General features: G+C 59.4%; 21 protein-coding genes. All 21 read right to left on the reverse strand.

What is annotated here, in order from left to right:
• Positions 1-16: 16 nt before the first annotated feature.
• The gene (locus JHD73_RS05160) at positions 17-643 is read right to left on the reverse strand and encodes a helix-turn-helix domain-containing protein (RefSeq protein WP_199028464.1); all 627 of its coding nucleotides are present in this window, start codon (positions 641-643) and stop codon (positions 17-19) included.
• Positions 644-723: 80 nt separating this feature from the next.
• On the reverse strand, positions 724-1,863 hold the full coding sequence (locus tag JHD73_RS05165; RefSeq protein ID WP_199028466.1) for a hypothetical protein: 1,140 nt from the start codon (positions 1,861-1,863) through the stop codon (positions 724-726).
• A 74-nt stretch (positions 1,864-1,937) separates the two neighbouring features.
• Entirely contained in the window at positions 1,938-3,362 is a 1,425-nt protein-coding gene (locus JHD73_RS05170) for a hypothetical protein (RefSeq protein WP_199028468.1), read from the reverse strand.
• Positions 3,363-3,930: 568 nt separating this feature from the next.
• Positions 3,931-4,110, reverse strand: coding sequence for a hypothetical protein (locus JHD73_RS05175; RefSeq protein ID WP_199028470.1), 180 nt, complete (start codon positions 4,108-4,110; stop codon positions 3,931-3,933).
• A gap of 664 nt (positions 4,111-4,774) precedes the next feature.
• Complete coding sequence (locus JHD73_RS05180; RefSeq protein WP_199028472.1) at positions 4,775-4,966, reverse strand: hypothetical protein; 192 nt, start codon at positions 4,964-4,966, stop codon at positions 4,775-4,777.
• Positions 4,967-4,975: 9 nt separating this feature from the next.
• Positions 4,976-5,176, reverse strand: a complete 201-nt coding sequence (locus JHD73_RS05185) for a hypothetical protein (RefSeq protein WP_199028474.1) — start codon at positions 5,174-5,176, stop codon at positions 4,976-4,978.
• Between the two features lie 220 nt (positions 5,177-5,396).
• A complete protein-coding gene (locus JHD73_RS05190) occupies positions 5,397-5,654 on the reverse strand; it encodes a hypothetical protein (protein WP_199028476.1) in 258 nt (85 codons plus the stop codon).
• A 30-nt stretch (positions 5,655-5,684) separates the two neighbouring features.
• The gene (locus JHD73_RS05195) at positions 5,685-5,834 is read right to left on the reverse strand and encodes a ribosome modulation factor (RefSeq protein ID WP_199028478.1); all 150 of its coding nucleotides are present in this window, start codon (positions 5,832-5,834) and stop codon (positions 5,685-5,687) included.
• A 237-nt stretch (positions 5,835-6,071) separates the two neighbouring features.
• The gene (locus tag JHD73_RS05200; RefSeq protein WP_199028480.1) at positions 6,072-6,887 is read right to left on the reverse strand and encodes a hypothetical protein; all 816 of its coding nucleotides are present in this window, start codon (positions 6,885-6,887) and stop codon (positions 6,072-6,074) included.
• A 63-nt stretch (positions 6,888-6,950) separates the two neighbouring features.
• Positions 6,951-8,135 (reverse strand): hypothetical protein, encoded by a 1,185-nt coding sequence (locus JHD73_RS05205; RefSeq protein ID WP_199028482.1) that lies wholly within the window; start codon positions 8,133-8,135, stop codon positions 6,951-6,953.
• Positions 8,136-8,149: 14 nt separating this feature from the next.
• Positions 8,150-8,527, reverse strand: a complete 378-nt coding sequence (locus JHD73_RS05210; RefSeq protein ID WP_199028484.1) for a hypothetical protein — start codon at positions 8,525-8,527, stop codon at positions 8,150-8,152.
• A gap of 238 nt (positions 8,528-8,765) precedes the next feature.
• Positions 8,766-9,902 carry a hypothetical protein gene (locus JHD73_RS05215; RefSeq protein ID WP_199028487.1) on the reverse strand — a complete coding sequence of 379 codons (1,137 nt, stop codon included), beginning with the start codon at positions 9,900-9,902 and terminating at the stop codon, positions 8,766-8,768.
• 295 nt (positions 9,903-10,197) lie between these two features.
• Entirely contained in the window at positions 10,198-13,506 is a 3,309-nt protein-coding gene (locus JHD73_RS29600; protein WP_199028489.1) for an LPD1 domain-containing protein, read from the reverse strand.
• A 64-nt stretch (positions 13,507-13,570) separates the two neighbouring features.
• Positions 13,571-13,939 (reverse strand): hypothetical protein, encoded by a 369-nt coding sequence (locus JHD73_RS05225; RefSeq protein ID WP_199028491.1) that lies wholly within the window; start codon positions 13,937-13,939, stop codon positions 13,571-13,573.
• Positions 13,936-15,303, reverse strand: a complete 1,368-nt coding sequence (locus tag JHD73_RS05230) for a hypothetical protein (RefSeq protein ID WP_199028494.1) — start codon at positions 15,301-15,303, stop codon at positions 13,936-13,938. The genes JHD73_RS05225 and JHD73_RS05230 overlap by 4 nt, the downstream gene beginning before the upstream one ends.
• A 44-nt stretch (positions 15,304-15,347) precedes the next feature.
• A complete protein-coding gene (locus JHD73_RS05235; RefSeq protein ID WP_199028496.1) occupies positions 15,348-16,436 on the reverse strand; it encodes a M23 family metallopeptidase in 1,089 nt (362 codons plus the stop codon).
• The gene (locus JHD73_RS05240; RefSeq protein WP_199028498.1) at positions 16,433-17,569 is read right to left on the reverse strand and encodes a hypothetical protein; all 1,137 of its coding nucleotides are present in this window, start codon (positions 17,567-17,569) and stop codon (positions 16,433-16,435) included. The genes JHD73_RS05235 and JHD73_RS05240 overlap by 4 nt, the downstream gene beginning before the upstream one ends.
• Entirely contained in the window at positions 17,566-18,690 is a 1,125-nt protein-coding gene (locus JHD73_RS05245; RefSeq protein WP_368735497.1) for a hypothetical protein, read from the reverse strand. Before JHD73_RS05245 ends, JHD73_RS05240 begins: the two co-directional genes overlap by 4 nt.
• A complete protein-coding gene (locus JHD73_RS05250; protein WP_199028500.1) occupies positions 18,687-19,484 on the reverse strand; it encodes a hypothetical protein in 798 nt (265 codons plus the stop codon). The genes JHD73_RS05245 and JHD73_RS05250 overlap by 4 nt, the downstream gene beginning before the upstream one ends.
• Before the next feature lies 1 nt (position 19,485).
• Positions 19,486-20,166 carry a hypothetical protein gene (locus JHD73_RS05255; RefSeq protein WP_199028502.1) on the reverse strand — a complete coding sequence of 227 codons (681 nt, stop codon included), beginning with the start codon at positions 20,164-20,166 and terminating at the stop codon, positions 19,486-19,488.
• Positions 20,167-20,246: 80 nt separating this feature from the next.
• On the reverse strand, positions 20,247-20,768 hold the full coding sequence (locus JHD73_RS05260; protein ID WP_233176789.1) for a hypothetical protein: 522 nt from the start codon (positions 20,766-20,768) through the stop codon (positions 20,247-20,249).
• Positions 20,769-21,165: the final 397 nt, after the last annotated feature.

A 21,165-nucleotide genomic window follows, 5' to 3' on the forward strand; every position in this document is an offset into this window, starting at 1 on the left:
CGACCCGAATCGCCCGTCAGGGACGTGGGCCTGGGTCATCCACCCCATTGACCATGGTCTGCCAATCATTCAACAGAGCCAAGCACCGATCATTGGAAATCAATCGATGGAGGAAAGCTTGCTTCAGGGCATCAAGCGCGGCTTGCTGCAGCGAGCTCAGCCCACGTTCGCCTACCCCGGGAACAGCCGCGGAAGGAGCAGGCGCCAGAACAGGCGGCTCTTTGGATCCCAAAACCAACCAGTCAATTGAAGCCCCCACCAACTTTGCAAGAGGCCCAACCTGCTCCAGGCTAGGCACCGTCAGCTCTTGCTCCCACTGGGAAACAGCCCCTTGGGTGATGCCGAGTCGATCGGCGATCGCCTTCTGAGAAAGCTTTGCCTGCTTACGCGCGTAGGCAATACGCTGACCGACAGTGTCAAGCCCCACCGCGTCGGCCGCATCACCGCGCGCCACGCCGGCAACAGTGGAACTGGGTGCCGACACTGCCCCCAGCGCATCCAGCTCGCATCCTGCCCGCTCGATCGCGTCGCGAATCCCCGCAGCTCGATCACCCTCCGACAATGGATTCGATGCGACCCTGGCATGAACAGCGTCGACCCGGTTCGCAGTGGGGTCCTCGCCCATGGCAATCAGCGCTGCCATGACCTCATCGCGAGTCACTTCGGAACCAGGCGAAGTGGCAACTACTCCCATGGCTTCGTCCTTCAATTACACGTTGACGATCACATTCCCGGCGCCATGCCCTCGTCGGCCGCGGGCGCGGCGGCGGTATTTTCGCGATCGCCTTGTGCGAGCTCGACTGCCCGGGTATTGATTCGACCGATCAGCTCCTTCCAATAGGCCGCGGAATCGCTGTCGATGTCCTTCGCCGCCATATTCCACTCGGCCCACGCCAGCTGGGCGGCCTTACGGCGCTCCAGGTCGACCGCAGCACCAGTTCCTTGCCACGTGGCAATGCCTGCGTCGGTCTTCAGGTACTGATGGAGCTCCACGCGGAAGTCCTTAGGGAAGCTAGCCAGTTCAGCCAAGGCTGCCGCCTTCTGCGCCGGACTAATCTCGACGAAAACACCTTCGCGCTCTGCGTCATATGCCGCCACACGGAAGCCGTAGCCCTCCAGCATGCTGGCCTGGTCGGCACTGCAGCCCACAAAACCAACATGGAAATCAGCGTCCGGCTGAACCGCGAAGTCAATCTGCTCGGCCAGTTCCCGCTCCGCGTACTCGGTCCCGATGAGGCCCCAAATTGCCTCACCCTCCCCGAGTCGCTCCCCATCGCGATCGAAGTGATACACACAGACGCCATACACATTGCCATTGGCCCAGTCGGAAAACTCTTCCAGGCTGCTGTTCGCCGACTTGATGAACTCCTGTGCCGCCGCCTCATGCGCCCGAGCACGCAACACCACCGGGGCTTCGCCGGTGGCCAGCGTAGCTTGAATCGCATCACGCCGTTTCGCAAACTCTTCCTGCAGATCCTCGCACGGCACGAATACGCCCGACGGGGCAACATCCCACTGCTGGTCCACATAGGAGACGGTCCCGGACACCGAGTAGCTCACCAGACCGTGCTCGTACTTGTCCACGACAAACGCGAGCTTTCCCTCCTCCAGCACGGAGTTGAGGAAGGCATCCCGCTCGCCCTGCGACCCGAACTCCTTGAAGTCCCCGAACCCATCGTCGTTTGTGCGCGGATCCAAATGCCGGGAATCATTGTCGGGCACCAACACGCCCACCACGAAACCGCTGCCAACACGGACCACCTTCACCTCGATCGCTTCCGCGCAAAACGAAGGCACCTCCACGTCCTTGCCGTTCGGCAAGTCCACGGTTGCAACGGTGCGACGGTTGATTTTGGCTCCCATGATGCTCATTCCTTATGTTGTCTGCCTTGCACGGCCGAATGGCCAGCATTATCTCACTCTGAAACCACGCCCATTCACATGCCAGGCAACGGGCCGTCTTCTTGTGCTTTCGTCTTCGCTCGGGCCGGATCGGGGTACCAATTGGTCGCATCGTCCACAGCGACCTGCAGATCGCTGTGCGTCTTCTGCTCAATCCAGCTGTTGCGCTCTGGGTGGTAGATTTCGACCTCATACCAAGTCGCATCAGACGTCACACGCTTGCTCACACGCATCGCTTCCGGGCGGAAATCGGTCACCGGCAAGAACAGCATCAGCTTGGATTCGACCGGCACGCGGTAGCGGTCCGCGTCGTCGAACCTCGCCGCGAAGTCAGGTACCATCGCTGCGTCCGCCGACTGCTCGGCTCGCTGAGCGACCACTGTGCTGCCCGTCAACTCTTCCAGACTGACCGGATCCGTGACCGTCAACACCTCTTCACGATCTTCTTCGAACTTGGCATCCAGCACGCCTTCCGCTTCCGCCTGACTCAGCTTCTGCTCAGACCAGGCCAGGTATCCGGTGGTACCGTACTCGTGCTCGTGGATGACCATGAAGGGCTTCAGACCATCCAAGGCGTGAGCCTGATCCAGAAGCTCACGCGCACGTGTTCGCAACGAGGCCGCTTCCATCAAGCGCGCCTTGGTCAGAGATGCCTGCGCCCATTGGGGAAGCTCAGAGGTCCGCTCCAGCCCGCACTGCTCCGGCTCGTCTAGGGCCTCTCCGTTGGCAGTCAGGATCGAATCCTGCACATCCGCCACCTCGGATGCAGTGGCCTCCACCCAGCCACGCACCGAGTGCTGCAGCTGCAATGCGCTCACCTTGTGCTCAACGATGTCGAACACCAGACGGCACGACCGATCGCCTTCACGCGCGCTGAAGATGTGGCTCCAGCCGCCCACGATGTATCGGGCGTGGTCTTCAGCGGAGCCAACGGGCGATCCCCCTGATGCCAGGCCAGCGCCGGCACTCAACGCAGTGACCGACTGACGCGAGGCCCAGGCAAAGACGGCGTTGTAGTTCCCGGTGACCGTCTCCGGCACCACCATATCGCGCATGGGGCCGGAAATACTGCCCATGGCAATCCACCGTTTCAGATCGAAGTCTCCAGTCGAGTGCTCGATGTCTCCCAACACGATGTGTCCACTGACGTCCCGCCGGGCGCCGCTTCGAAGCACCCAGCACGCCTCTCCGCTGTCATCAAATAGCACAACCCGCCCTTTCACCGGCCATGTCATGTTGCCGCTGTCGATCTGTTGACGCGCATGGACCACGGCCGCACGAACGGCCTGGTCTCGACCGAACCCCTCAATTTCCTCGTCGTAGTGATCGGCGACTGCGCCCCAGTCAATGAACGCTCGCACGCCCTCGACTCGGCTCGCGCTGGGATCCTCGCCCAATGCGACCAGCGTCAACATCACTTCCTCGGCTGACCCCTGCTCTGCCTGATGTACCTTGCCCATCCGAGACTCCCTGCTCTCAACAATCCGTTTCCGATGCCGCAGTCTAGGGAATTTCCACGAAATCAGGCAACGTAATCTTTGATTTCATTAAAACCTTCTACGGACGACGAGACAAAATAGATTTTTTTGTGCTGATTTGTGCAGCCGGTTCACCATGGCACCGTCTTTCGCAGTTATGAAACCGAAACGCGGGCAGTGAAAGGGACCAATACGGCAGCAGTTCGAGGTGCTGTGGAGGGTCTATAAAGCGCCGTAGGCGCGTTTTAGGAAACACCCCAAAAAAAGACAAAGAGTCTTTCCGCCTTTCATGGAACCCGAAGGGAGAAGAGAGAACAGTATTCCCCGACTTTCAAGGAGACATCGAACGAGGCATTCCCCAGGCTTCACCGAAGGAATACTCGCCAGAAATCGACACGCCAGCAAGTCAAGGGATCACGAACAGTGCAGTAAGCAGTCGGATCCACCAACCCTTCTGGTACGGCGAAACCTTCTCCATCCAGGCGGATGTGCCGGCTCCGTTACCCAGAACCCCAAAGTGACACACCCTCTGGGTATGGGTATAGCTGGGCTACCGCTTGCCGACGCTGACATCCGCAGAGCCCCACAGTTCGCCTTGGCCATACAAGGCGACAAGCGTGCCCTCAGGCTTCAATTCTGCAGCTGTACCGGCGACAGGGAGGACCCACGCATCGTAGGCGCCATGCACCGTACCCCGGCCGTCGAGCCAGCCACCGCGCAAACCGATCACGGCGACCTCTGCGGACGCAGCCTTTTCCGGAACCACTCGATCCGAAACGACCAGGGTGGCGTTCGACATTCCACCAAGGGGGACCGCGGAGAACTTCGCGTGCGTACGACGACCGGTGTATCCGTCGCGCAGCGCCTCGACACTCACACCGCGGGCATCATCGAAATCGCATGCCAACGCGACCCCCCTCATTGAAAAGAGCCCATGCTGGCATCTTGCATGGGTCACTCCTCGCTTCTGGCGGCGCTGCGCCAAGCCAAATCAGCAAGCTTGCGAGAATGGCGGTCATTGTCAGTATCTCCAAATCGAGATGCGCTCAACAGTCGGCGCACTAAGGCAGCTGTCTAGCCCAGAAGACAGCAAGGCCAAAGAGCGAGGCAGTCACCACAAGCCACGTCAATGCCTCCGGCAAGAAAACCCATGGGTTGAGAAACTCTGCAACTTTCTCAAGTGCAGGATCGCGCTTCGCGAGCTCGACAGCGACCTCTCGGTCGCGTCGCAGCAGAATCATTCGGAAAATGCACTTGCAGGTGGCGAACGCCGCGGATACCGAAAACACGAAAAGCACATAAGGCACCCACCACAACACTGTAAATAGGTTCTGCATGTTTCTGCTTATTCTTGACCGATGGAAAATTCATGGTCCAAAGTTGTCAGTGGTGGGTTAGGCGGCGCGGTAGCGTTTGAAGGAAGCGCGCACGTGATCGATCGCGTCGCGGCATTCCACGCACGTCACTAACTCGCCGGCTTCAGCAAACTCGACAGGCTCATCGGTATCGCCGGACTCATGCGCATCGCATGCAAGCCCACACAACGAATATTCACGACCCGCTATTGTTCCTTTCGCGTGTTTCATGCCATCTCCTCAGTTATCAGTGGTTGCTTCTGCGATTAGGCTTTGCACCAGCTTCGATTGCTTCGCATCGCCGATAACCCAGAGGCGGCGCCAGACATATTTCCTGCGCGCCATACGCACACCGCAACGAACCTCCGCTTCAACCATTGCAGGCCGACCGTTTGCAACTTCCACGCGGTAGATACGTTCACCTCGAATGATGGTGGGCATGTGTCCGGTTCCTGATGTTCAGTGGCAGCGGTTAGGCGGCGGCCCTACGCAACTTGATCGCCACGTTTCGAGCCTGCGGAATAAGCCACTCTTTGCGGTCCCTTACAGCTTCACGCCAGATGCGACGTGCAACCCGGTAATCGGACACGACCTTCCCGGCCAGAGCGAATCGAAGTGTTGTGCTTGTCATGTCATCCCCTCATCAGTGAAGTGGCAGCGGTTAGGCGGCGAACAGCGGCACGCTGTTGAAGAAGTCGCTCGGCGCCACGTTGTCGAGCGCGGCGCAGCGGACGATGCCGTCGGTCTTGGTACGCAGCCAAACCACGTCCTCGGCGTCTTCGGGTTCTTCGTCCTGCTGCACGTATCCAAATTGCACCCGTGTGCACTGGTGAAAAATGTCATCCGCATCGCGGTAGAAAACAGGTTTTTTGTCACGCAGCGCGATAGCAAGCGCGAGGCGTTGTTCAGCGTTCAACATGCTCATCCCCTCATCAGTCAGTGGCGGCGGTTAGGCGATCAAGCCGCCCTTGTCCCTTTCGATCCAGCCGCCAACCCATGCGGTGCGCAGCTGCGGATCTGTGTAGGGGCATGCGTTGATTGAAACTCCGTTGATCCAGGCAACCCGCCCCTCCCGATACGCTCGCTTTTCGTTCACCATCTTCCCCATACTCCTGATCGTTAAGCGCATGATAAGTGCACATGTGCACCATGTCAACCACATCGTTGATCTCAGGCCGCAGCGCCGAAGCTTCTCACCACTTTTTCAACTGCCGCCCCTCATCACTCACTCAAGCACTCAGTTGTCGACAAGCGGATCGCATACGCAAAAGCCGGGTACGCCTCTGCGTGGCCACAGCCACCGAGGCGTACCCGGCTTAACCGGAAGTACTGGAACTTACTGGCAGCTCAGCACAACACTGCCGCTGGTGTCACCCGACGCAGAGCTCTTTGCGGTGAACACCACCGCGAGGTTCGGCTGCGTCGCGTTTGACCCGATCACGCTGGTCACCATAGCGATGCCGTTGCCAGAGGACGCACTACCGGCTGCGACCGTCTTATTGATGGCTACCGATTGATCAGCCCCAATGCTGTAGGTGATGTTGATCGTCGCATTCAGCGTCGTCTTGTCGATCGTTGCCGTCGCGGATGTCACCGTACCCGGTGCAGTTGCACCGCTTACTGCCGTCGGTTTAGTCGCAGCTGCGAGCGTGCAGGCGAACGTGCCGGCAGTCTGCGAAGCCTGTAGCTGGATCGGTTTGCCGGCGACATAGTAGGCCCCCTGGTTGGCGTTCATGGTTGGGACGTTCTGCCCCTTGCCATTCGTCCAGCGGCCGATCTGAAAGTCAGATGTGCCGGCGAGGTCAGTGATAGTGCCCTGCGTCAGCGAAACCGCGACTGCGCCGATGTTGAAAGCGCTGAAGCCGCCGCCATCGAGCTGCGTTTGACTCGAAGCTGCGGCAGACGATGTCGAACCCAGGGTATTTGCGCCGAACAGCGTGCTAGAACTCCCGTTCGGGCCCATGTAGATCAGCGCCAGCGGATCCGCTGTCACCTTCGTCGAGCTCCCCTGCACCGTGATTGCCGCAGCTACTGGCTGCGAACTTGACGTGGTCGTCGTGGATGCCGTGCCGGCCCCATCACCGCCGCCGCCGCATGCAGCCAGCAGTACAGCCGAGGCCAACACAACCGCTCGAATCGAAAACAATCGCATCAAACTTCCTCCAAGATAAACAATGCGCGGCAAGTGCCGCTTGTGATGAACCTGCAACTACGTTTAGTAAAAGGCCAGCCCGCTATCGTTGCGCGATGCAGGGCGTACCACATGCGGATCAACGCCCGGCACCTGCGCTTCGGCGTGCTTCGCGGCAGGGAGCCAACGGTCGTTCACTTCCTTGTGGATCGCGTGCAGTACGCAGCGACGGGTCAATGCGTCCCCCTTACCCTCACCGTTTGCGTCCTCGAACAGGATCGCCTCACGAAGGCCATTGAGTTCGCTATCCGTGAGCTGCGAGTACACGCTCGTGTTTCCGGCGGCTTCGGACGCGAGCGCCAGATCGACAGTCCTCGCCGTGCACTTTTCAAGGCGCATGGGGAAGCTCTTCTCGTAGTCGAGGAGCTCGCAATATGCCGCAACGTCACAGCGCACCCGGAAGCAGCCCGTCTGATGGTCGTAAGGAGTGAGCTCAGCGCCCAGAGCGCGAAGGAAATCACGCTCTTGCTCAGGCGCCTGCACATAGCCGTGGAATACCGCCACATCAAGCGCAGCATCCTGGGCCCGAGCGCCCGCTGCAAGAGCGTCGATCCCAACATAGGTGTGCAATCGCGACATCAGGTGCGCCGCCGCCGAGTGTTTGTTCTCTGCGTGTCGACCCAGGTAGTCGGCTAGGCCCGGCGTTAGCGACTTCGCCAAAGCAGCTTTGACGGCGTCGCGATGTGCCTGGCCAGAAAAGGGCACCCCATCGATTTCATCAATGAGCCGCTTTGCCTGGGATTCATACCGATGGAACGCATCATTCACGTGCCGATAGAGCCGGGTAAAAAGCCCACCGCGCGTCGTTTGCCTAAGCGAGTCGCGCATGACTTCGTCGGCTGCCCCATTCAGCATCGCCTGCTGATCATTCTGAGCTCGCTCGGCCTTCGTCATGCGGATGCGCCGGAGAATAGCGCTAGCGACCGAATAGCCAACTCCGCCGGCAGTGATCGCTCCCGCAGCTGGCAGCGCTGCAGCACCCGCAGCGGCAATGACACCAACAGCGAGTAGCGGACTTCCTACCGCTAGCGTCTGCCCGCGCCGCGTGGCCGCCTCGGCCGATCGATCCAATTTCAATCGGTTGCTCCACGCTTCATCGCGCTTATTCTCGAAATATTTGTAAAGGCCCTTGGAGTCGGCCTTGATGTGCTCCGGGGTCAGCCGCGCCACAATAGCCCCCAGATCCTGATCCAATTCGGCGTAGTTCATATTCTTCACCTGGCTCAGTGGTGGGTGACCGAATCCGCCATGCGACCCGTAACAGCTTCCGCCACCTTCAGGAGCGCCTGAACATCCGTGTCATCGGCGTCGACCATCGCTTCTGCGATGCTGTCTCGCATCAGCATCATCGAATCCACCAGTTCCAGGCTGCGGCCAACAACGCGGCGCATTGCCTCATCCTGCGCCGCGTTGGTCACTGTCGAACCGATATCAGCGCCTTCAAGGATCTTGTCAGCCGCGGTCTTGAGCCGGCTGATTGCAACGTCGAGGTGCGAGACCGCGACAACGATTTTTTGCACCTGGGCGGTATCTGCTGCACGTCCCTGCGCGGAGAGCGCGGCTCGAACGGTGTCCGCGGAGATCAGTCGACCTGTCGTCATCAATTCACCTTTGGAATTTTTTGGGCCCTTTGGCCCGTATTCATGCCCCAGATCTGAGGCCTGCCCCCCCAGAATGGTACGCACTCTCAAATACAACCGCAAAACAAGCTTTATTTTTTGCACTATGTGTCGTATACGATTCTTTTATATATATTTTTTTGACTCGTCATTGGGCGTAATAATGGCGCCTCATCGGCGCCGCTTCAACCCTACTCAAAGGGGGCTTAGGCCACTGGGATCACACCGTAGCCCTAAACCCGACCAACGCCGGCGGAGGTGTCGGCTCCGCTGCGGCCAACGTTGCAGCAACCTCCTTTCGCCACTTCGCCCGCTCCCAACGCTGCGTCAATTCATCCAGCAGGCCTTGTACAGCTTTTCCGCGCTGGGATTCACTTAACTGGACCTGTTCGCCATGCATGCCTCGATATACGACACCAGCGAACGCCTCCAACATCGATTCGTCTTGGTCCATGTCCGGAAGCCTGTCCGCCAGGTTCTCAAGCACAACGATTCGGCTAAGCAAAGGATGGGCAGGATGCCGTTCCTGGAATCGATCACGCATAGAGCGTGTGGCAATGACACGGTCAAGAGCAAGCTGCTCGCCGGGATGAACAGTCACGCCGTCGAAGAGCTGCGTGGAGGCGACGACTTCCGCACCGCCCGATGCGAATCGGGTAATCACGTCGCGGACAAGATCACGTGCTCCACCAAAACACACTCGGTGCGCCTCGTCTAGCAATACAAGGGAGATCGTATCGAGGTTTCCCCGGCCCCCTGCGCTACCGAGTAATTCTGGGAGCTTCGCCAACAACGCGAACAAGTCCCGTCGCTCCCCATCGAACAAGACTTCCTTGTCTCGAATACGCAATGTCACCAGTAGGCTGGACTGCGGATTATCAAATTTAGGGTCACCCGACCAAGTCACCTGGTGGTCAAGATCGCCGCCGGGTGTTCGCCATCCTTCAATCAAAATGCGGTGGTGGCCCCGCGACAGAAACGTGTCCTCAAGCGCCGAAGCCGCATCAGTAACCAGGCTCACAAAGATGCAACGCCCGCCGCGCACGTGTTCCGCTGCCATTCGCAAGCTGAGGATAGTCGTACTTCCGCCCCCAGGCCCACAACAAACAAGCGATGTCCTTCCGCCACGGCCGGCCCTATCGAGATGTGGCCGCTCTACGCCTCTGGAGGTGCGCACATCTGACTTACTCTCGGGCTGGCGCTTCTCAATCGCCGCCAGCATGCGATTCCAGTCGGGATAATTCTCCGCGGCTGCCAAGGCCTGCAGTCCGTGATTGGTGGAGAGGTCGTAACCGAGGGCGCGCAGGCGCGACGTAATGCGCGCAGCCCGTTGCTTCGCTTCTTGATGGGTGATCATTCGTTGTCCTGTTACCAGCTACCGCAGCAATGCAGGGAATTGGCGCTCGCTTTTACCAATCGCTGGCGACAGAGTCGAACGATGATGGTGGAGGGACTGCTCCTGTCTTTACGCTACTGGAGGTCCAGCGCGAGCGGGCGGCGACAGGCTGCCTTGATGCAAGCTTCTCAGGATCGGCACAAAACCGCAAGACCATGGAGGAGGCATCGCGAACGGCAGCCGCCAAATGCAAAATGCCCCCGATGGACAGATCCATCAGGGGCACTCAAAGCTGCGTGGTGTCGGCCTGTTGAACTCAGGGCCCGCCAACAACCTCCGCTCGTACCACAGACGGCGATGCTTCCGCGCCAAACGCGAACTTGCTCACAAGTTCTTCTCGATACCGATCAAAATACGCACCGAACGCCGCGTTCAACGTCAGCCGCTCGTCGCCTTGAGGATACCCAGACACCTCCTCGCTCTGCGTCACATCCGTGCCGTAGACCAGGTAGTCGCTGCGATGGCCAGCGTCCTTCTCGACGCGATCCTGAATCCAACTCTCGAAAGCACGCGCGAACAGTTCGACGTCCGTCGAGAAGTAGGGCTTGCTGCGATGCGAGTCGAAGAAAATCGCGTCGTCAAAATACGTCGAGTTCTTGCGGTACTCTTCAGGCGTGTACTTCTCGCGCACCAAGGTCAATCGGTCAATCATTCGCCGTTGCAGCGATGAAGTGATGAAGATCCTCCCGAGGGTCTCTTCCGCCCTGGCGGGGATGCCGGCGGCGCCACCAAAGCGTTCCAAAGCATTGCGGGTTGCTTCCACCAGGCCGGCAACATCGGCGAGCGGCCGAATATTCAGCACTGCCAAGTCTTCGCGTACCGTCCGGTGCTCTTCGATGAGCTCCAGCACCTTCGCCTTGAAAGCGCCGTTCTGCTTGCCTTCCGGGAGCAGCCAATCCAAGGATGCCGCCCATTCATTGAGGCGCATGTCCATGTATTCGCCGAGCGGCACTTCCCTCTTATGAAGCGTGATCGTGCTGTTCGCAGCAACAGCTTCCTCGCGCGACATCGGCACAGTCTTGCTCAGGCGGACGATGTTCGTAAGGTCGGAGATGATCCCCGGGAACCGCACACCATGCTTCGAGCGATGGGAGCTTACGCGCTGAGCAAGCTCAGTCGCATACATCGTGTTGGACAGACCAACCACACCCGCCAGGGCATCGTCCAAGGCGTGCGCCCATTCATGCGCCACACTGCCAGCGCCGTGCATCCGGGTCAGATTCATTACCTTCCGGGGACGCTCGAAATGTGCCTCGGCTGCGTCTTTCCCACCCGACCCTCGCGCTCCAAACGCGATTGCAAGTGTGCCACCGAGACTCACCGCGGTCGGCGGAACATCCAGCACACGCGCGAGATCCATCCACGCATCGTAAGCGTGGTTGAGCACGGCCTGGCGCTCGGCTTGCGGCAACCAATTGCCATATTCGAGGCCGCGGAAACCGAACGTGGCCAAGAATCGTTTCTCGTCGACGTCGGCGCCCCCGCGATAGTCAGGGCCCTTGCGCTCGATGCGTTCGAGATGAGCACGCCTCGGCGTAGGCTTCTGTTGCTTGGTTTGCTTCTCGCGTGTCGTTGTCTCTTTCACGGTGACGGGCGACTTGATCGCCCAGACCCAACCGCCTTCAGTATCGATGTGCGCCGCGGCTAGCAAGCGCGCGAGTTTGTCGCCGCAACGCAACTTCCCAGAAGGCTCCTCAACCACCGTCGGCAACACCTGCTCCAGAAAGCGCTGGCCAGCGCCGTCAAAGAACCAGTGAGCCGGATCCCATTTGCCAAAGGCGTGGTACAGCTTGAACGAACCGCTGGAGAACGCGTCCGGATTCAGCAAATCACCATTACGGTGAATCTGAATACAGGCCAATTGCAGATCCGATTCGGTCTTCACATTGGCCAATGCATCTCGGACCACTGAAATAGCGCGCACAAAGCTCTCGCAGCGCTCAAGAGGCAGGCCTTCAAGCGCGCGGCGATCCAGGAAGATTTTTGTCCTGTTCCGCCCTCCACGGAATGGCGTCACCGGGAGAGCATCCCGGATGGTCCGAATGACGTGAGCGACCGCCGGTTCGACGCCAGCTGCTCGCATCCCGTCAAAGTCGAGCTTCGGCCAAACGTGATCTTTCTTGACGAGTGCAACACGTTCGGCCTCGCCGATCGTCAGCAACTCACCCACAGCGAGCACCCGGGTTGCAAAATCCTTGCGCGCGCCGCCGATTTTTTCTCCCGCATCTTCCCGACGCGTACCGGGATGCACTTTGGCATCGAAGGGCGCCTTCATCAGCTTCTTCATGCCGTCCTGGAAGACCGCTTCGGCCGAAAGCTCCGCGTCGCGGCGTTGCGCCGCGTTGTACAGCTCAGTACGGAACTCACCCAGGAAGGACAGGAAGTCCGCGGAATAGAACTGGTTGAAGCGTGCTGCACGCTGGCTGCCGAACTGCGCCAGGATCTCCACCGACAGGAAACCCTCGGTTGGCCGCAATGGAGCCAACGCCGCCTTCATTGAGCCAAACATGGCTTCGAATCGTGCTTTGACCTCCGCCGCGATTGCAGCACCGGTCCACAACGACTGATCCAGCAGCCCGTCTGCTTTGGCTGCATCGTAGGCGGCCACGACATCCGATACGTTGGTTAGGAAATCCAGATGGTGCTGCACGTTCAGCGCGGTGTGCGCCTCCAGTTCTGCGCGAACATGCTCGCCATATTCAAGGTAGCGAGCATCCTTCAGAATGAGCAGGCGACCTGTAGGATTCGTGAATGCAACGGGAATCCCATGCGGCAACTCCAACTGCTCTATGCCCTCGTCCACACCACCATTTCCCGCAACGGCAGCGTCCCGCGTAGCATAGCCGGCCACCACTGCAGTCATTTTGGGAGCACGCAACGGCAATCCATCTACGCCAATTGCTTGACGGCGTACGGCCCGCTCAACAGCAACGACTGGATGAAAATCGAGGACTTCGGAATAATCCCCATTGAAATCCAGATTTAATGCTTCAGCGGGAGGAAGGTCCCGATATTCGAGCAGCTCATTAAGCGTATGCGCACATTGCGCAAGCTTCGCCGTAAATTCACGATCAGCCGGTGTCGTATACCAAATGCCGCGGGTCGAGCCGCGCAGATTCTGTTGCTGTTCGATAAACTGGGCCACCACACCTTCACCAACATAAACAGAGTCAAGGTGTTTAATCGTGGACAGCGGCATAGACCGCATGTCGGTGATTTGTAGATCAGGAATGAACAGACGCAATCTTTCGCGGTTAAAGGGAACAACTGGAGAATAGAAGAAGACTTGCTGCCTCGCTTTCCGGCGAGCCGCTTCTGCGGCTTCCACGGTGCCGCCGTCACGCAGCACCTCGCCATAGACTCTCTCTTCGTTGGACCTTGTTTCGCTTGCGCAAAGCGAGAAGCCCGCCTCGCGCATCAGTACAGCCAGGTCGCCTGATGCGCCACTGTGCTGTGAATAGAGTTCCCGGTTCGTCAATGCGAACTTCAGGAAGCTCCGCCCGACGGTCGGATTGAAAGCCACCGTCAGTCGGCCCCCAAAACGTTCCAAGTCTGGCCAGAGCACGGTTTCGTTTCCCCTGCTAAACGACATGCTGCTAGCTACCCCTCTAAAGTGTTATTGCTTTTATTCATTCGCTGATCCTTTCCCATTGGCCGCGAATGAGGGGTGCAAATTGCGCTAGGGCGTTGACCGCGCCCAGCTCGTCGATAGGACTTTCGTTATACGTTCCCGCAACATATTCGCCCTCTTTTGAGACGACCGCAGCAAGATAGGTCCTGATTTCTTCGCGAGCTTTAATCTGCACTTTTACACAATCTGCACCATCTACGCGCTCACAATGAACGACCAGAATCATCAAGTCGTCGTCACTATCCATCATTAGCACGGCCCCTTCCAATTGACCTAAGTCAAAAGGAAGAGGCCAATGTCTAACGACACTTTCCCAAAAAACTTTACCGTTTGTTAACGCCGCATCGATCGAGGCGAAACCGATCATCCGGTGATCTCCGGACCCGTCTGCGTTGCAGCGCGCCCAGTCAGGCGGGCCAACAGAGCGTTGAGAAGCTCCATGAACATACGGGCCATTTCACGCACGCGCTCGGCAAGCGTTGCCACGTACTCGCCCTCTTCCTTGCCGAAGCCCGGCAAGTCGCGGGTGCCCTCGATGACTTCCTGCATCGCACCGGTCACGCGGGAACGCAACGTTTCATCGCTGTTGGCGAACTTCTCACGGACATCGCGCAGGTGCTTCTCGAAGACGTCGGCCTCACGGCGGAAAGTCGCGACGGCACCAGGGTTCTCACGCCAGACGACATTCATCTGCTCGCGCAGCGGCGCAAGATCCGGGTCATGGCGCATCGCCGCGACGATATCTGCGGGGTTCTTGCCGCGCTTGCCTGCCTCGCGCACGACGGCGTCTTCCCAAACCACATAGCCAGTGATGTTCCGAACGTCGCGCGCGGCGTCCAGCACATTAGCCGCCGCACGTTCGATGAAGTCGCACTTCTGATTGGTGATCTTCTCCAGCGTCGTAAAGGCGGCCAACGGTGCGCCCTTGGTCGCAGCCAGGTAGGCACTGGTTGACGGCGTCGGCTGTGCTGGTGCGGGCGTGGCGCTGAACTTGCGGCGCAGATGGCGATGTGCATTGCTCAGAGCAAGGAATGGCAACGCCACCGTGCCAGCAATCACCTGCCCAGCGACGTCACCGATCGTTGCAGCCGCCGCCGGCACAGCAGTCGGCCCGGCAGATTGGGGCGCTTGACCAGCGTTGGCCGGAGTCGCCTGTTCGCCACTCGACTGTGCCTTGGCCCCGGCCTCCTCCTTCGCTTCAGCCGACTGCACAGGGGTGGTCGGCATCGCATTGATCAGGAAGTCAAGGTCCTTGCTCGTCGACAACGGCGCACGAGCGTGCGCCGACTGCGCCTTCTCCGCAGCAGCACTGCGCGGCGTGCGCGGCAGGTCCTTCGGCGAGCGCTTACCTGCCGCGACCTCCATCATCTTTTCGAGTTCGCTCATCGGACGAAGCTGCTGATCGCCACCTTCTGCAGCCCAGCGCTCGATTTCCTGCTCCTCGTCCGGCTTTTCCGGCTCGTCAGCAGCCGTTGCACCCCCATCGTTGGGGGTAACCGCCTCTGCCTTCTGGGTCGCGTCAGTCGCTGCTGGCTCAACAGGTGCGCTAGCGGAAGCGCCAACGTCTGCTGCCGTGGTTGCCCCACCAGGCACAGGCTCTCCTGCCTTGCCGGGACGGGTCGTGCCCGCCCGCACAGCTGCCTCGATGGCCAACTGGCTCTCATGCATCCGACGGTCGGATTCGTCCTCGTCGCCGGGGGCGGTTGCCAGGCTGTTCAGTTTCATTTTCATGTTGATACCCCGTTTCTAGTATTCCCCCAGCCAAACGAGTACGTTTACGGGCTTACCTTCTGACCCGCATTGGCCTGTGTAACCCGCTGATACGCTGCAGTAACCTGCGGAGCAACGTACTTGTTTGCTTTGTTTGCCACCAGAATCGCCTGCATCGCGTCGATACGGCGTCTCTTCTCTGCAATTCTATTATTTAGCCATAACCGTGCTCCCGCAATACGGGCGATTTCCAACATCAGCCCGCGCTGGCTCCAACCGGTCAAATGCTCTTCCCATTCCGTGTCCAGCGCTCGCCGCGTCATTTCGGCGTCCACGATTTGGGATTCACTCATGCCTTCATAGGATTGGTAAGGCGGCGCATCCGGAATCCCGTACCGCTCCCCAGGCGTTACCGTCGGCTGGGTCTGCACTGCCTCATACGACTGATCGGGCGCCGTTGCCCCGCCGCTGCTGCTGGGCCCCGATGGAGCAGGCGGCGAGCCGCCCTGCGCCTGAGTTACCGTTCCAGCACCCGCGGCATACGCTGGCGTCCGGCACATGTGTTCGACAGCGTTGCGCAAATAGCGACTGCGCGTCTGATTGGTGCCGTCGTTGGTCTCCCGCAGCCGAGTGCCCGCATAGTTGGTGACATATTCCAGATGCAAGTGCACTGGCAAATCAGGGCGGTCCATGTGCCCGCCGGTGCCGCCGGCAACACCCACCAGATCCCCAACAGATACTTGGGTGTTGCCAACCGCGGATCCACCAGTCTCGCGAAAACCGACCGCACCGCCAGATTTTAGCTTCGGCTCGACGGAGGCCAAGTGGTTGTAGAGAACGATGTCACCGTTGCTGCGCTTGAGCGCCACCCGGTTTCCGTAGCCAGAACCCCAGAAGCCGGCCCCAATCACCGTGCCATTATCTACCGCTTTGAGCTTCGCCCCCTGGCTGGGGTGGGCGGGGTCGCGCGCCTGAAAGTCCGTACCCCAGTGCACCTGAGGCGACTTGTACTGCGGCAAACTGCGCGTCTTGCCAAAGACGCTCGTGACCGTGTTGGTAGGCAGATCCACCGGGTCCGCCAAACATTGGGCCAGCGCCGGTGTTGAAACCAGTGCTGCACAACCGACCGCGGCGAGATGGCTCCACTTGATCAAGGCTGCACCTTCGATCGCACAATCCCATTCTGGACCTGCGCATCACCTTGCGCAGCGTTCCCAGCATGCAAAGCGAGCCGTGTCGCGACAATTGCTTCTTCGCGCTCGGCGGACTTGTAGCGCAGTTCCTGCATATAGAGGTCCGTTGCCATCATCTTTGCGAGCGAGATAAGCAAACCGCGCTCACTCTGCGACGCCAACGTCGTCGCCCAGGCATCGTGGTTGTTGCCGCCTGCGTACGTATTGATCTTGGCGCCCAGTGCATCGAGCACACTCTGTGCGTCTGAACCGCTGCCGCTGCGCGCAGTCGTCCAAGCCTGAATGGTTTTCAATGACGCCTGCGCCACCGACGCTACCGCATCTTGCTGACGCTTCTGCTCCAGAAAAGCCTGGCCCGTCGGGGTTGCTGCAGCCGCTTTGCTCAGCGCCACCTGTGGCACGCCGAACAGGTGGTTCAACAGAGCGGTCTTGGCCTTATCTTGGTCAGAACCCGCGGCTGCAGTCGTGAAGAAGTTGCTCGCGTCGACATCCTTTCCTGCCATGGGACCAGGCGCAGAGCACAACCCCGCCTTCGCCTCGTCTGCCGTGCAATACGTCGTGCGAGCCTGACGATAACGATCAGCGATGACGGCACCGCGGTCAGCCACATACTTACCAGGCCCCGCGTCAATCTCGCGAATGACCTTCTCCTGCATATCTGTGCCGGCCTCGCCAATCGCCACGGCGACATCCTTTGAGCGCTTTTGCTCACCACACGGATCAAATCCCTGCCCCGTCTCCGGCCCGAAATCGGCAAGAGTTTGCATCACCGCTTTGCGGTTAGAAATCTCGACATCCAGCCCAGCTCGCGCCTGCTTCGCACTCATGTTCAGCTGGATCGAATTGTTGGTTGAGGCATTGGTCTGCGAGGTGATGATCCTGACCGCACCTTGCATCATCTGGGCGTTGTAGACCTTCAGTGCCTCAAACGCCTTCTGCATTGCCATGATGGCCGCAGTAATCGCCCCCTGAACACCGGAGAGGCTCCCCGTCCAGACCATGTCGTTGACTGCGGGACAGCCCGAAGCAAAGGCGGTCGATGCCGAGAAAGCAAGAACGACGACAGCAAAGATTCTTTTGAGGTTGCGCATCATTTCGCCACCTTGATTGCAGCCTGCGTCGCCAGTGCACGGTTCTGTGCCGCCTCGGTTGCACGGCCATTGATTTGTCGATTTTCCAAGGCCAGTTCCACGGCAGCGTTCGCCTCGCGGCGCAGCGACTGCTCCAGCTCACGCAGACCGATCTTCAGACCCAAGCCACTGATTTTCACCATGTCGAGCACCACACCACGCTCGGCCTGTGATGCTTGGTCCTTCGCCCACGCTTCGGCTTGCGCCGTGCCGAAGTACTGACCAACGCGAGAGCCGAGGACGGCGTCGAAGTTCTCCACATCCGCCTGGATGGCTTTGAGCGAGTACGCAGAAAAAGCCAGCGTTGCGTCCTTTTCCTTCTTCTGCAAGACGTAGGCCATCCCCTGCGGGGTATTTGCCGCCGCCGCTGGCAACGGCTCATCCGGCATGCCGATGATGTTGTTGATCGTTGCATTCTTCGCCGCAACAGCGTTCGCACTCGGATCCGAATTGAAGATCAACGACGCGTTCATATCCCCGCCTGGGACAGCCCCCACCGAGCTGCACAGCCCCGCATCCTTCTCGGACTGCGTGCAAAACAACGCCTGGTGCTGGCGCTCGCGCTTCGCTAGCGCATCAGCGACTGAGGAATAGTGGCCACCAACGCCTTCAACCTCAGTGGACACGCGCCCCGGCACACTGGCCCGCGTAGCGACTTCGGTCTGCACCATCCGCTTGTTCTCGCTAAGTTGGTAGCACGGATTGAAGCCCTGGGATGAGAAATCGAGAATGGTCTTATCGACCATTTCCTTATTCGCCAGATCCACAGCAACAGACGCAGCCGCTTGCTCGGCTTGCAGCACAGCCGCGTCCCGCTGTTCCGCGGCGACCTGGGTCTGCTTGGCAACAATCTTCAGCGAGCTCAGCATCTGGTTCGATTGGAAGTTCTCCAACTGAGCGAAATAGGTTTGCGCGGACGTCACAACGGCGAGCATCGCGCCTTGAGCACTGGCGAGGGCTGTGGAGACCATCACCTCCGTACCGCCGCATGATGCCCATGCAGCACCGCCTCCGGCCGCCAACAAAAGGGTAGCCGCAGCCAGCTTGTTAACCGTCAAAAGAACCTTCCCGGAGATCTTTTTCACTGTGCGCTCCCGGTACGGCCCAACTGCGTTGAATGCGCTTCCGTAAATTTCATCAACGAATACCTTGCCATGGACATGTATGCCTCAGATTCCCTGCGCTGGCGCATGGCCGCGATGCATTCCGGGGTCGAGCACCGAGTCGAGTCCGCAACCGGGCGCACAGGAGCAATTCGCTTGACGAAATCCGCGGCGGCCTCGGTCTGATCCCAGCCGTACGTCTTCCCCGGCTGCAAGTGCAGAGAGAAATCCTGATCTCCGCCCTGCATGCCATTGGCGTTCAGGGTGCAATACCCAAGTTGGGCCTCAGCTACCGTGCAGTAGTTGGACGCATGCCTGGCCACCCGAGACGCCACACTCGCCGCGTAAGGAAACTGCGTTACCTGGGTAGACAGTCCCAAGGCGCCGGCAACGCCGCCCGAGCTGGCGCGGCCACCGTCGGAAACCGTGTAAAGCCGCGCCATGGCGCTCATCGCACGGGTATCAGTGGAATCCACGGTCTTCCCCATTTGGCTAGCCATTGCCACTTGGTAGCAACCATCGACGAGCTGACCGGCCGAGCCAAACTGCTCCACCGTCTCACGCATCTGGTCACGCATGAAAATCTGAACTTGGTTGGAGCTGTACGCCTGTTGCGCTTGCATCATCGCGTCCTGCTCCTGACGCACGCTGGCGCTCATCTGCTTCGTCCAGACGCCGATCGAAGTAATAAGCGACTGGATTTGCGCGACGGCGGCCTGAGCATTCGCATTGAATGAAAGCGAGACCGCAATCAGGAAGACACCAAGACGCCGCATTTCAGTTCCCGCTAAAGATGCGACTACCCAGGTTCGACACAGCACTCAGCCCGTTCGCGATCGGGTTCGTGGAAGGAGCGGGTTGCGCCGCCGGTTGAACCGCAGGTTGCACTGGCGTCGGCGCAGGTTGCGCCACCGGCGCCTGGGTAGCCGCGTTGAATGCCGACGCCGCGCTATTCGCCCCTTGGTTCAGACCGTTGGTAATCCCTTCGAGGGGATTGATCTGCGTTGGCACACCCGGCGGAGCGGAATAATTCGTACCGTAGTTCGTGAGCGTCGTGCCGACGGCTTGGCCAATCTGCGTATTCACGAAGTTGACGGCAGTTTGGCCCGAATTGTTCAACATGCCAGCGGCGACGTTGTACTTCGAAAGCGTATCCGACAGCGACTGACGTACTGCGGTGCAGGCCGCACGGACGGCCGTATTGACCAACCCCTGCGCAATCGACGTCAAAAGGCCCATGGGGTCAGGAATCAGCTTGGACAGGTCGATGTTGGTCATCGAGCCGATACAGCTTTGAGCACCACCCACCGTGAAGTACTTGGCGGGGTCGGGCTGGGTCACGCCGATGATGGTCAGCCGGTTGTTAACGGCATTCTGCGCTGCCGTTGAGAGCGCGCAATCTGCAGACGAGGTCGGCGTAGGCGCCTGCTGGGCGCTCACCGCGATCACCATTGTCATAGCCGCACCAGCCAGTACCCATATGGCGTTTTTACCGACCAACTTACCGCGTAACACCAAAGCGCTCGAAAACGCGTTCATCACTGAATCCCCAAAAGTGTCTTGTTGACGTAGTCGACATTCTCTTGACTGAGAATCCGATTGATCAGGCGGGACTTCGCTAGGGCCTGGAACCGGTTCAGCATCACGTTCGCGTTTGCGTCGTTCAGTCGATTGAGCTTGCAGAAGTCCATGAGCTGGGCGAAGAAATCCTGCTGGCAGCTTTGCAGGAACTCGATCACATAGACCGATTGATCAATGCTCAGCCAGGACATGACTTGCAAAAAATCGGGATTGTCGGCCGGCAACTGATTGCGGAAATTGATGATGAGGTCATCCAGGCGCTGCAAGCGCACCTTGACCTCCTCTGCCATCCCCTCGCCCTCTGCCTTGAGACGATTGAGCACCCAATGCTCAACGCTAGACAGAAAGAGCATCGCGTGCAGCGTCTGCCCCGTCGAGTCCTTGGCATTGAAATGGGAGGCGAGATGCCCCGGGTCGGAGATGCTGAACGAAGTGGGCGAACCGGGTCCCCCATCACCGCGCTTCTGATTTCCTGCCAAAATGCCCTCGCATCAAGTCGACTTTCGGGGTATTTTATATGAACTGGTACCAATAAAAAAACTTTTATTTTTCTCTGTCGGGCATGATTGTGCTGTCTTGGTCGCATAAGCGCCGCCATCTCCTCAACGCCTTAGCGAAGCTTGACTCGCAGGTCGCCGCGCGCACCGAACTGCTGGAGTCGTCTTGGGTCGAGCAATATCGACTGCATCCACACGAGCCGAGTCTGCCGGCTGATATCACGCCTGCACCCCAACCCACTGCCCCAACGCCCGTTGCCAAGCCAACAGCCGCTCCACCGGCTCCTGCTGCCCGCGTCACGGTCAAAGCGCCTCGCGCTCCCGACAACGACCTGGTGACGGTTCCGGACTACCTCCGCTAAACGAAAAAGCGGGTCGA

It is taken from the genome of Ralstonia sp. ASV6 (genome assembly GCF_016429285.1).
Taxonomy (GTDB): Bacteria; Pseudomonadota; Gammaproteobacteria; order Burkholderiales; family Burkholderiaceae; genus Ralstonia; species Ralstonia flaminis.

Coding starts and splice junctions, on each gene's coding strand:
- JHD73_RS05180 (WP_199028472.1), bottom strand. CDS start 4,966: ATGAAACACGCGAAAGGAACAATAGCGGGTCGTGAATATTCGTTGTGT.
- JHD73_RS05205 (WP_199028482.1), bottom strand. CDS start 8,135: ATGAACTACGCCGAATTGGATCAGGATCTGGGGGCTATTGTGGCGCGG.
- JHD73_RS05165 (WP_199028466.1), bottom strand. CDS start 1,863: ATGGGAGCCAAAATCAACCGTCGCACCGTTGCAACCGTGGACTTGCCG.
- JHD73_RS05190 (WP_199028476.1), bottom strand. CDS start 5,654: ATGTTGAACGCTGAACAACGCCTCGCGCTTGCTATCGCGCTGCGTGAC.
- JHD73_RS05225 (WP_199028491.1), bottom strand. CDS start 13,939: ATGATCGGTTTCGCCTCGATCGATGCGGCGTTAACAAACGGTAAAGTT.
- JHD73_RS05250 (WP_199028500.1), bottom strand. CDS start 19,484: ATGCGGCGTCTTGGTGTCTTCCTGATTGCGGTCTCGCTTTCATTCAAT.
- JHD73_RS05230 (WP_199028494.1), bottom strand. CDS start 15,303: ATGAAAATGAAACTGAACAGCCTGGCAACCGCCCCCGGCGACGAGGAC.
- JHD73_RS05200 (WP_199028480.1), bottom strand. CDS start 6,887: ATGCGATTGTTTTCGATTCGAGCGGTTGTGTTGGCCTCGGCTGTACTG.
- JHD73_RS05160 (WP_199028464.1), bottom strand. CDS start 643: ATGGCAGCGCTGATTGCCATGGGCGAGGACCCCACTGCGAACCGGGTC.
- JHD73_RS05240 (WP_199028498.1), bottom strand. CDS start 17,569: ATGATGCGCAACCTCAAAAGAATCTTTGCTGTCGTCGTTCTTGCTTTC.
- JHD73_RS05210 (WP_199028484.1), bottom strand. CDS start 8,527: ATGACGACAGGTCGACTGATCTCCGCGGACACCGTTCGAGCCGCGCTC.
- JHD73_RS05170 (WP_199028468.1), bottom strand. CDS start 3,362: ATGGGCAAGGTACATCAGGCAGAGCAGGGGTCAGCCGAGGAAGTGATG.
- JHD73_RS05185 (WP_199028474.1), bottom strand. CDS start 5,176: ATGCCCACCATCATTCGAGGTGAACGTATCTACCGCGTGGAAGTTGCA.
- JHD73_RS05195 (WP_199028478.1), bottom strand. CDS start 5,834: ATGGTGAACGAAAAGCGAGCGTATCGGGAGGGGCGGGTTGCCTGGATC.
- JHD73_RS05215 (WP_199028487.1), bottom strand. CDS start 9,902: ATGATCACCCATCAAGAAGCGAAGCAACGGGCTGCGCGCATTACGTCG.
- JHD73_RS05255 (WP_199028502.1), bottom strand. CDS start 20,166: ATGACAATGGTGATCGCGGTGAGCGCCCAGCAGGCGCCTACGCCGACC.